At 54.9% G+C, this 8,983-nt stretch carries 11 protein-coding genes; all 11 read right to left on the minus strand.

All coding sequences use genetic code 11. The features are described 5' to 3' along the window. Positions 1-21: 21 nt before the first annotated feature. Positions 22-783, minus strand: coding sequence for a YciK family oxidoreductase (locus tag HALA3H3_RS20880; RefSeq protein WP_022523483.1), 762 nt, complete (start codon positions 781-783; stop codon positions 22-24). 24 nt (positions 784-807) lie between these two features. After that, complete coding sequence (gene ybgF, locus HALA3H3_RS20885; RefSeq protein WP_022523484.1) at positions 808-1,602, minus strand: tol-pal system protein YbgF; 795 nt, start codon at positions 1,600-1,602, stop codon at positions 808-810. Positions 1,603-1,682: 80 nt separating this feature from the next. Further along, positions 1,683-2,222 (minus strand): peptidoglycan-associated lipoprotein Pal, encoded by a 540-nt coding sequence (gene pal / locus HALA3H3_RS20890; protein ID WP_022523485.1) that lies wholly within the window; start codon positions 2,220-2,222, stop codon positions 1,683-1,685. A gap of 40 nt (positions 2,223-2,262) precedes the next feature. Then, the gene (gene tolB, locus HALA3H3_RS20895) at positions 2,263-3,555 is read right to left on the minus strand and encodes a Tol-Pal system beta propeller repeat protein TolB (RefSeq protein WP_022523486.1); all 1,293 of its coding nucleotides are present in this window, start codon (positions 3,553-3,555) and stop codon (positions 2,263-2,265) included. Next, positions 3,555-4,724 carry a cell envelope integrity protein TolA gene (gene tolA, locus HALA3H3_RS20900; protein ID WP_230805427.1) on the minus strand — a complete coding sequence of 390 codons (1,170 nt, stop codon included), beginning with the start codon at positions 4,722-4,724 and terminating at the stop codon, positions 3,555-3,557. Before tolA ends, tolB begins: the two co-directional genes overlap by 1 nt. Before the next feature lie 16 nt (positions 4,725-4,740). Then, entirely contained in the window at positions 4,741-5,178 is a 438-nt protein-coding gene (tolR, locus tag HALA3H3_RS20905) for a protein TolR (RefSeq protein WP_022523488.1), read from the minus strand. An 11-nt stretch (positions 5,179-5,189) separates the two neighbouring features. After that, positions 5,190-5,885 carry a protein TolQ gene (tolQ, locus tag HALA3H3_RS20910; RefSeq protein ID WP_007114222.1) on the minus strand — a complete coding sequence of 232 codons (696 nt, stop codon included), beginning with the start codon at positions 5,883-5,885 and terminating at the stop codon, positions 5,190-5,192. Positions 5,886-5,943: 58 nt separating this feature from the next. Further along, on the minus strand, positions 5,944-6,357 hold the full coding sequence (gene ybgC / locus HALA3H3_RS20915) for a tol-pal system-associated acyl-CoA thioesterase (protein WP_009286692.1): 414 nt from the start codon (positions 6,355-6,357) through the stop codon (positions 5,944-5,946). Further along, a complete protein-coding gene (gene ruvB / locus HALA3H3_RS20920) occupies positions 6,354-7,391 on the minus strand; it encodes a Holliday junction branch migration DNA helicase RuvB (protein WP_022523489.1) in 1,038 nt (345 codons plus the stop codon). Before ruvB ends, ybgC begins: the two co-directional genes overlap by 4 nt. Before the next feature lie 86 nt (positions 7,392-7,477). Then, positions 7,478-8,086, minus strand: coding sequence for a Holliday junction branch migration protein RuvA (gene ruvA, locus HALA3H3_RS20925; protein WP_009286690.1), 609 nt, complete (start codon positions 8,084-8,086; stop codon positions 7,478-7,480). 105 nt (positions 8,087-8,191) lie between these two features. Further along, positions 8,192-8,755 carry a crossover junction endodeoxyribonuclease RuvC gene (gene ruvC, locus HALA3H3_RS20930; RefSeq protein WP_022523490.1) on the minus strand — a complete coding sequence of 188 codons (564 nt, stop codon included), beginning with the start codon at positions 8,753-8,755 and terminating at the stop codon, positions 8,192-8,194. Positions 8,756-8,983: the final 228 nt, after the last annotated feature.

The following is an 8,983-nucleotide window of genomic DNA, read 5'->3' on the forward strand; positions in this document are numbered from 1 at the left end:
TAAGGGGTTTAAAAGTAAGCGCTATACCCGTGGCGGCTGGGCATCAAGCTTTTGACCGTTGGTGCCTGCACTGTCTGGCCCCATAAGCCATAAGTAGGTAGGCATGATGTCTTCCGGGGTGCGTAGTGTGAAGGGATCCTCACCGGGGAACGCGGTACGCCGCATTTGAGTCCGTGTGGCACCCGGATTGAGTGAATTAACGCGTACCGTGGACTGGTTATCCAATTCGTCGGCCAACACCTCGACAAACCCTTCGGTGGCAAACTTAGAGACCGAGTACGCTCCCCAATAGGCGCGGCCTTTACGGCCAACGCTGGAGGAGGTGAATATCACCGATGCATCGTCAGACGCCTGCAGTAGCGGCAATAGTGCCTGGGTCATCCAGATGGGCCCATTGATATTCACCTGCATCACCTGCTGCCAGAGCTCAGGATTATACTGCTCGAAAGGCGTGATGCGACCCAACAACCCAGCGTTATGCAACACCCCGTCCAAACGGCCAAACTCTTTATCCAGCGTTTCCGCCATATCATGAAAATCTTTTAGCGTAGCGCCTTCAAAGTTGAGCGGAAAAATCGCTGGCTGGGGGCCACCGGCCGCTTCGATTTCATCGTAAACGCGCTCTAACTTGGCAATAGTGCGCCCCAATAGAATCACGGTGGCTCCGTGTTGGGCATAGCTCAACGCTGCCGCACGGCCAATCCCGTCCCCTGCGCCGGTTACCAACACGATGCGATTTTCCAATAGGTTGGGCGCTGGTTGATAGTCGATCTTGCAGCTCATGCTGATTCCTTGAAGCAAAAGATATTAACTTGCTGATTGGCGTAAAAAGTCATTGGCAAGGCCCGCGGCACTGCTTTGCGGGTAGTCATCGCGCACTTGCTCGAGTAGCTCACGGCTGCGCTCTGCTTCGCCTTTACGTGCTTTCACTAAGCCTAGCTTATAGATCGCATCCGGCACTTTACTGCTGCCGCTGTACTCCTCGATCACACGGCTAAATGCCTGGTCGGCGGCATCCAGCTCGCCTTCTGCAGCATATAGCTCGCCCAGCCAGTAGTGACCATTAGCCGTTAGACTAGTATCAGGATGGTCGCTAACAAAAGCCTCAAAGGCCGCAATCGCCTCATCAAAACGGCGCGCTTGAACATGCGCAAAAGCCGCTTGGTAATCGGCCTGGGCGTCCTCACTGACATTGCGGCTCGAAGGCGCGTTAACAACTTCTTCAGCGGCCTCAGGCTCGACTGCTGGTGTTGACTGCTCAATCTGAGTTGGACCGCTGCTCATCAGGCGGTCTTCAATATCGAGATACTGCTGCTGGGATTGACGGCGCAGCTGTTCCAACTGGTGGCGTAACTCTTCAATTTGACCACGCAGCTGCTGGATCTCCTGCTGGTGCTCCTGCACCTGGTTAAACAATACCAGGTTACCGCTGGACGCTTCCTGGCGCTGCGTTTGCTGGTAAAAGCTGCTGTTGGAAGAGTTGGAAAGATCTTGAACGAGCGGCTGTTGAGCGGTGGCCGTTAGGGGCAATACGGACAGCGGGAGCACTATGGCTCCCGCACCGCACAGCCTCTCAACGTAACGCTTGAGACTGTGATTCATGATGACTCCGTAGACGTAAACGGCGTGCGATAAGCCGCACGCCGAATTCATCAGTGGTTAAGCATTCAATCGTTAAATGCTCAGTAGTTAAATACAACACGGCGGTTCTGAGCGTAAGCGCTCTCGTCTTGGCCATTGACAGCCGGACGCTCTTCACCATAGCTAACCACGCTCATTTGTGAAGGAGAGACGCCCTGAATATTCAAGAAGCGTTCTACCGCATTCGCACGACGCTCCCCTAGCGCCATGTTGTATTCACGGGTACCGCGTTCATCAGTATGCCCGTGGAGTACCACTTGAGCGTTCGGGTTAGCACGCAGATAGCGCGCATGAGCCATTACCACGGATTCGTACTCGCTCTTAATTGTATCGCGGTCGTAATCGAAATAGATGGTGCGTACTTCTGGGATGCGTGAATCAGCCTGCTGACCAGCGCCTGAACCAGAGGTGGAACCATACTGACTACCCGTGCCTGTACCCGAGGTGCTAGACCCAGTCGCGCTGCCATCCTGGCTACCGTACGAGTCACCGTCTTGGGTTCCGCCGGTGCTGGAACAGCCAGCGATTACCACGATAGATAGCGCTGCTGCTAATGAGCGAGCCAACGGTTTAAGTTGCATAATCAGACTCCTTGCCTGAAAACTGAAATTTTGATGTTAATCAATTTAAGAAGGGTGACCAAGCTGGATCACGAACATCGCCTTGTGCTGACGGCAGCCTGAATGAAGAGCGACCATCGGCAGAAACAGCACTTAGTACCCCACTGTTACCCTGCTGGGTAGCGAAGATTACCATGGTCCCGTTCGGCGCAACACTAGGAGATTCATCTCTTGTTGATTCACTCAATACCACTAAGCGGTCACCGCTTAGGTCTTGCCTTGCTACTTGATAACCACGGCTAGAGCGATGGATCAAGAATATTTGCTCGCCATCCGGCGAGAAGCGGCCACGCGCATTATAATTACCGGTAAATGTCAGGCGCTGGGACTCTCCGCCACCCAGTGTATATTGATAGAGCTGGGGGCCGCCGCTACGATCAGAGGTAAACAACAGGCTGCGTCCATCCGGCGCCCAAGCGGGCTCCGTATCAATACTGTTGTTATTGGTAATGCGCTCTACTGAACGGTTGGCAACATCCATAATGTAAATTTCAGGCTGGCCATCTTTAGACAGTGACATGGCGATACGCCGCCCATCCGGTGACCATGCTGGCGCGCCGTTAATGCCATCGAAGGAGGTCGCCTGCACGCGCTGGCCCGTCGCCACATCCTGGATATAGATCGCCGGACGCTCAGTCTCAAAGGAGACATAGGCGAGCTTGGTGCCGTCGGGCGACCACGCCGGTGACATGATCGGTTCATCAGAGGTCAACACCTGCTCACTACGGCGACCATCGGCGTCTGCAACGTACAGACCAAACTGCATATCGTCACCGATACCTTGGGCCGTGACATAAGCAATTTTGGTGGAGAACGCGCCGCGGATATCAGTAATCTCTTCAAAAATTTGATCGCTGATATAGTGTGCAGCACCGCGCAGGTCATTTCCCCTCACTGTCACGGTTTCACCGATCATTCGACGCTGACCACTGATATCCATCAGTTCAAACTGTAGTTCAAAGCCACCGTCAGTTTGTTCTGCCTGGCCGACGACCAGATAGCGCACGTCCAGCGAACGCCAGGTACCGAACTGCACATCGTCAGATTGGCTAGGCTGCTCAAACATAGCGCTGCGCGCCAAGGGGGCAAAATAGCCACTGCGTTCAAGGTCATCTTGAACAATCTGTGCTACATCTTCGGGAAGGCCGTCTGAACCGGCGAATGGCACGACACCAATCGGCAGCGCTTGATCGCTGCCCCGCGTGATCTCAATGGTTAAGTTAGCACTTGCCACACTGCTAAAAGTGAACAGCAAGCACAATAACCAAAATTTCTTTAACACTTGAGTTTGCATCAACGGACTCCCCCTGGGGAAAAGTTCAAAGTGATATTGCGTCGGATTTCACGCTGTTGATCTTCTGATAATTGTAGTAGCTCAGAAAACGGTGCCGCTTGCTCAACCGCCTGAATAATGGATTGATCAAAGGCACTATCGCCACTCGATGATGTTACGTTTACTAATAATACCTCCCCCGAAGGCCCCAGACGCACATTGACAGAAGCCCGCATACTATCACTTGATCCACCAGGAATTATCCAGGCTTGTTCAATAGCTCGTTTCATTATGTTGCTGAAATTATTTGCAGCCTGCTCAGCCTGCTGGGCATTGGCAGCTGCTTCGGCCTCACCGTCCAGTTGGCGCTGCATAGCCGCCTCGGCAGCTTCTGCGGCTTGGCGTTGGCGCTCAGCTTCTGCTTCACGACGCTGCTGCTCTTCGGCTTCACGCTGACGCTGTGCTTCGGCCTCTCGCTCTCGCTGAGCCTCCTCTTGCTCACGCAATCGCTGTTCTTCAGCTTCGCGTTGGCGTTCAGCCTCCTCCGCTTCACGGCGCTGCTGCTCTTCAGCTTCGCGCTGACGCTCGGCTTCTTCCGCTTCACGGCGCTGCTGTTCTTCGGCTTCGCGCTGGCGTTCTGCTTCTGCCTCTTCGCGTTGCTGCTGCTCGGCGGCTTCCTGCTGGCGTTGTGCCTCTTCCACTTCACGCTGGCGCTTTGCGGCAGCTTCCGCTTCGGCTTCACGTTCAGCCGCTTCAGCAGCCTGCCGTTCGGCCTGCTCAGCCGCTTCTTCAGCTCTACGTTGGGCCTCAGCTTCCGCAGCCGCACGTGCTTCTTCTAGCGCCTGCGCCTCGGCTTCCGCCGCCTGTTGGGCGGCTTCTTCTGCGGCTTGCTGCTCGGCTGCGGCCTGCTGTTCACTAGCTGAAGGCTCTTCCGGTGCATCAGGCTCGGTGGGGGCTTCAGCAGGCGCATTCATCGCCGCCTGCTCTTCCGTTGCTTGCTGCGCCTGGTCAGTAAAGGTTTCGGTGCTTACCAGCGTTGCCTGTACGATCGAGGAGCTGTCAGGTTCTGCGTCTCGATTAGGCAGGCTGATCAAGCTAAACGCTACAATCGCTACGTGCACACCTATCGCCAGAACAGTCGGCCACTTATAGCCGACGTCTTGAGGATCGCGCGGGGATTTCAGTGCCATGTGCTGCGCCTTGCCCTTACCCATCTTTTGACGGCTCAGATAGCAGCCCCACATTAGCCACGCCAGCGCCTTGCAGAGTGCTCATCAAGACGACAATCTGACCGTAGGCCACATTACGGTCGCCGCGTACCATTACCGGTGTGCCTGGGCGACGCTCTATAATCGTTGTCACTCGTGAGGACATCTCATCCAGCGACACCGACGTGGAGTCTTCCCCAAGCGTGATGAAGTACCCACCGTCGCTATCAACCGAGATAATGATCGGATCATTATCCTCCTGGATATCAATGGGCTGAGAGGTGACTTGCGGCAACTCAACTTGTACGCCCTGGGTCAACATGGGCGCGGTGATCATAAAGACCACCAGCAGTACCAGCATGATGTCAATGAAAGGGACGACGTTAATCTCCGCCATTGGCTTGCTTTTGCCGCTACGATTGAATGGTCCTTGCATGGCTCTCTCCCTTAGCTGGCGCTCGGTTTGCCGTCACGACCTTGCAAATTGCGGTGCAGGATAGCGTGAAACTCTTCGGCAAAGTCTTCATATTTGCCCAGCAGGCGAGAAGACGAGTTGGATAGGCGGTTATAGAAAATCACCGCTGGAATCGCCGCAAATAGACCCATGGCTGTGGCAATGAGCGCTTCAGCAATCCAGGGAGCCACCGTAGCAAGGGTCGCTTGCTGAGTCAGTGATAGTGCCTGAAACGACCCCATGATGCCCCATACAGTGCCGAACAAGCCGATATAGGGGCTAGCTGAGGCTACCGTGGCAAGAAACACTAAATGCTGGGTTAAGCGATCCTCTTCCCGAGACCACGCTACGCGCATGCTACGCTGAACGCCTTCCAGCACGGTATCCGGGTCACGGGTTTTAGGCATCAAACGGTTAAATTCACGAAAACCAGCTTGAAAAATATGCTCGGCGCCGTGGCGCGGGTCATCGGCAGGAATCTCACGATAGAGTTCGTTTAAGTCGACACCTGACCAAAAAGACTCCTCAAATTGGTTGTACTCTTTCTTGGCGCGGCCCAGCGCAATACTGCGCTGAAAAATCACTACCCAAGAGAGGATCGACCCCACCAGTAGCAGCAGCATTACCAGTTGCACTACAGTACTGGCATTCATTATCAAATGGGGAATGGACATGGTGTTATCGTTCACAGGTGCCCTCATCAATCTATTAGGGTCGGGATTGCCGACGCAGTGAGTGACCTCTTGGTTAAGAGGCCTGGGTCAAAACTTTAAGCGATGCTGGCCATGCTTTTGGCCGTAAACGTTCGGTGCTCAAGCAGGCTATCTCGACTGTGGCAGAGCATAGGAGTTCCTCATTACGCCAAACCTGCTGTTCAAATGTCATCCGACAGCGCCCAACGTTGGTAACGTGAGCACTAATTTCCAACGCGTCATCCAAGTAAGCCGGTTTCGCGTAGTGACAGGCCAAGCGGTATACCACTAGCTGTGTACCTTCGTCTAGCAGCGTTTGCTGATTCAGGCCCAACTGGCGGAGCCATTCACTACGCGCACGCTCCATAAACTTCAAGTAGTTAACGTAGTAGACAATGCCGCCTGCGTCAGTATCTTCCATATAAACGCGCAGCGGCAGTCGATAACCTTCTCTTGTGCAGCTACTCACGGACGGCGCTCTCCCTCCATATCGGTTGCCTGTTCGTGGGGCACGCGCTCAAAGTGCAGCCACGCCTGGCGGGTGGCCACCCGGCCGCGGGGAGTGCGCATCATCAAGCCCTGCTGAATAAGATAGGGCTCAATAACGTCTTCGATCGTGTCACGTTCTTCACTGATCGCCGCGGCGAGTGAGTCAATACCCACCGGCCCACCGTCAAATTTATCGATCATGGCCAGCAGTAGCCGCCGATCCATATGATCCAAGCCGTGGTGATCCACATTAAGCATATTGAGAGCCGCATCAGCCATGGCGACATCGACGACGCCGTTACCTTTCATTTCGGCGTAATCTCGCACCCGGCGTAGCAGTCGGTTGGCAATTCGCGGCGTGCCCCTTGAACGCCTGGCCACTTCAATGGCGCCATCATGGCTGGTTTCAACTCCTAACAAGCGCGCTGAACGCGAGACAATTTCTGTTAGCTCTTCCAGGTTATAAAACTCAAGCCGCTGCACGATACCAAATCGGTCACGCAGCGGGGAGGTCAATAATCCTGCCCGGGTCGTGGCGCCCACCAGGGTGAAGCGGGGAAGATCCAGTTTAATCGAACGTGCCGCAGGCCCTTCGCCAATCATAATATCGAGCTGAAAATCTTCCATGGCCGGGTAGAGCACTTCTTCGACCACCGGTGACAGGCGATGAATTTCATCGATAAAAAGTACATCGCCAGGCTCTAAATTAGTCAGCATGGCGGCTAGATCGCCTGCCCGCTCGAGTACCGGCCCGGAAGTCGACTTCATACCGACGCCCATCTCGGTGGCAATAATATGCGCAAGGGTCGTTTTACCTAACCCTGGGGGGCCAAATACCAGAGTGTGATCCAGGCTCTCTTCACGCAGCCGCGCGGCGCCGATAAAGATTTCCAGTTGTTCACGCACACGCGGCTGGCCAATATAGTCATCCAGCCGCTTGGGGCGAATCGCGTAATCAATGCGCCCCTCCCCCTGTTCAGGCTCAGCGGCGATCAGCCGATCGTGTTCTAACATAGGTGCTCTTCTTTATGGCGATTCAAAAGGTCTATTCACAAAGGTCTATCCACTACCCACAATTTCGTACTCACACCGCTGCCTGCTTAGCCACCCATGCGCTGGGTGAGCGCGGCTTTAATCAGCGCTTCGGTAGACTGATTGGGGTCGATATCGGCGAGCATTTTCGACGCCTCAGTCAGTTTATACCCCAAGCTAACTAACGCGGCTTCCGCATCGGCAAGACTATCGCGGGTAGAAGCACGGCCATTGGTGGCTTCAAGGGGCAGTAGCGCGTCGCTGCCATCTTCCCACTCGGGAAAACGGTCGCGCATTTCAATAATCAGCCGCTCTGCGGTTTTCTTACCCACTCCTGGCAGGGTTGTCAGCGCTTTGCTGTCGTCATCACGGACGCAGCGCATAAAGGCGTCTTCGTCCATACCCGACAGGATGGCGAGTGCAAGCTTGGGCCCTACGCCATTGACCTTGATCAAGGCGCGGAACAGAGCACGTTCATGCTCACGGCCGAAGCCATAGAGTAAGTGGGCATCATCACGAATGGTTAAATGGGTGAATAATGAGACGCTCTCGTTAATCGCAGGAAGTGCGACCAGCGTATTCATTGAGGTTTCCAGTTCGTAACCTACGCCATGAACGTCGATTACAATCCAGGGAGGTTGCTTTGCCACTAGCTGACCACTCAGACGTCCAATCATAAATACGCTCGCACCGGAATGAAAAAAATAGAGTGAAAAACAGGTGATTACTATAAAGCGACTCTGTACAGGTGACCAGTAGTTCAGCCAGCGGTACAGCGGGAATTAAAGCCGCCAGCGTCCAGTTGAGCGACGGCGGCCCCGAGATGGCGCAGCGGGCAAGCCATGGCTGCTAAACACAGAGCCGTTATAAGCATGGGCTAACGCAATGGCTAACGCGTCGGCTGCATCGGCCTGGGGAGTATCAGAGAGCTGCAGAATGGCGGTCACCATATGCTGCACCTGCTCTTTGTCCGCGCCGCCCTGGCCGGTCACCGCCTGCTTGATCTGCCGCGCGGCGTACTCGGCAAGGCTCAAGCCATGATTGGCCATACACACCATTGCCGCCCCCCGAGCCTGGCCAAGCTTCAGCGCTGAATCGGGATTTTTGGCCATAAATACCCGTTCAATGGCCACCTGGGAGGGTCGATGCAGGCCGACGACTTCGCTAAGACCGGCGTAAATTTGCGCCAAGCGCTGCTCCAAGGCCCCTTCTGCCGTGCGGATACAGCCACTCGCTACGTAGCAGGGTTTAACGCCAATAATATCGATCACCCCGTAACCGGTTACCCGGGAGCCAGGGTCTATGCCCAAAATGCGAATGGGTACGACGGGCTTTTGCTCTTCCATGGCGTCGATACTCGTGTGACTAGAACAATCGAGTAGGAAGGGGAGTCGCCTCCCCTGTCCTCTCACACCACCGGGCATACGGTTCCGTACCACGGCGGTTCATGCAGAACGTTTAAGCCATCTTACCGTATCCAGTACCGAGATCAGTCCCTGGTCATAAAACCATTTCCTCGGCAGGGCCTGATTCATGTGCGAAGCCCCGGCATTCCACCAGGGGCCTCGACCGTT

Source organism: Halomonas sp. A3H3 (assembly GCF_000982975.1).
Classification (GTDB): domain Bacteria; phylum Pseudomonadota; class Gammaproteobacteria; order Pseudomonadales; family Halomonadaceae; genus Vreelandella; species Vreelandella titanicae.

Bases quoted from the DNA above. Each gene is read 5' to 3' on its own strand.
- HALA3H3_RS20880 (WP_022523483.1), bottom strand. From the start codon at position 783: ATGAGCTGCAAGATCGACTATCAACCAGCGCCCAACCTATTGGAAAAT.
- ybgF (WP_022523484.1), bottom strand. From the start codon at position 1,602: ATGAATCACAGTCTCAAGCGTTACGTTGAGAGGCTGTGCGGTGCGGGA.
- pal (WP_022523485.1), bottom strand. From the start codon at position 2,222: ATGCAACTTAAACCGTTGGCTCGCTCATTAGCAGCAGCGCTATCTATC.
- tolB (WP_022523486.1), bottom strand. From the start codon at position 3,555: ATGCAAACTCAAGTGTTAAAGAAATTTTGGTTATTGTGCTTGCTGTTC.
- tolA (WP_230805427.1), bottom strand. From the start codon at position 4,724: ATGGCACTGAAATCCCCGCGCGATCCTCAAGACGTCGGCTATAAGTGG.
- tolR (WP_022523488.1), bottom strand. From the start codon at position 5,178: ATGCAAGGACCATTCAATCGTAGCGGCAAAAGCAAGCCAATGGCGGAG.
- ruvB (WP_022523489.1), bottom strand. From the start codon at position 7,391: ATGTTAGAACACGATCGGCTGATCGCCGCTGAGCCTGAACAGGGGGAG.
- ruvA (WP_009286690.1), bottom strand. From the start codon at position 8,086: ATGATTGGACGTCTGAGTGGTCAGCTAGTGGCAAAGCAACCTCCCTGG.
- ruvC (WP_022523490.1), bottom strand. From the start codon at position 8,755: ATGGAAGAGCAAAAGCCCGTCGTACCCATTCGCATTTTGGGCATAGAC.